1 protein-coding gene is annotated in these 1,081 nt (G+C 69.1%); it reads right to left on the bottom strand.

Going from position 1 to position 1,081, the window contains the following annotated elements:
• Positions 1-1,081, bottom strand: a 1,081-nt coding sequence (locus tag ACYVDE_RS23850; RefSeq protein WP_460504015.1) for a penicillin-binding transpeptidase domain-containing protein, incomplete at both ends; no start/stop codon positions are given.

The following is a 1,081-nucleotide window of genomic DNA, read 5'->3' as shown; positions in this document are numbered from 1 at the left end:
GGGCAGCCCCTGTCCCTCCCGAAACGCCAGCACCTCGGGCAGCGGATTCGGAAACAGCTGCCGCCGGAACCCCGCCGCTGGCACGCAGGCCCGGCAGTAAGCCACCGCGCCATCGGCCGAAACCAGCGCCTCTTTCTGGTGCTCGCAGCGCCGGGCCGAGGAAGTGCCGGGTAAGTAGTAGTCGATGAGCTGATTGGGGCAGTGCTCGCCGGGCACGAGGCCGGTTTCGGCGCACACCAGCCGGAAGTCGAGCGTGGCCGGCGGCGCGGCCCAGCGGTTGGGCGAGTTGTAGGCCAGGGTGTTGAACAGGTCGAAGAGCAGGGGCGAAGCCACATCGGCCCCGGTCAGGGCCGGGCTGCCCTGCCCGTTGAAATTGCCTACCCACACACCGATGGTATAGTCGGCGTTGTAGCCGATGCTCCAAGCGTCGCGGCGGCCGTAACTGGTGCCGGTTTTCCAGGCGATTTTAGGCAGGTGCCGGCTGTTCTGGTAGCCCATCGGCAGGTCGGGCCGGGTGCGCTGGGCCAGGATGTCGGTGATGAGAAAGGCGGCGGCTTTTGACACCAGCGGGTCGCCCTCCGCGTGGACCTCACCCCCTGCCCCCTCTCTTTTGAAGAGGGGGTCAGGGGGTGAGGTCCACGCGGAGGGCGTCGCCGTGAGCCGCCCCGCCCGCCAGCGGCCGCCATCAGCCAGCGCGGCGTACAGCCCCGTCAGCTCCTCCAGCGTGGCCCCGCAGCCGCCCAGAATTGAGCTCAGCCCCAGCCGCGGCGCCGCTTTCGCCACGCTTTGGAAACCGGCTTCGCGCAGCTTGTCGGTGAATGTGGGCACGCCCACCTCGGCCAGCACGCGCACGGCCGGGATGTTAAGCGAATAGGTGAGGGCGCGCTCCACCGTTACTTCGCCGGCGCAGCTTTTGTCGAAGTTCTCGGGGCGGAAGCCGCTGAAATTGGTGGGCACGTCGGGCAGCTTCAGCTTCGGCGTCACGATGCCGCGGTCCACGGCCAGGGCGTAGAGAAAGGGCTTGAGCGTGCTGCCCGGCGAGCGTACGGCCCGCACGCCGTCGACCTGCCCGGCGCTGGCC

The sequence above is a fragment of the Hymenobacter agri genome (assembly GCF_054778495.1).
Note: the sequence above shows the minus strand (reverse complement) of the source record. Positions and strands in the feature narration are given on the sequence as shown.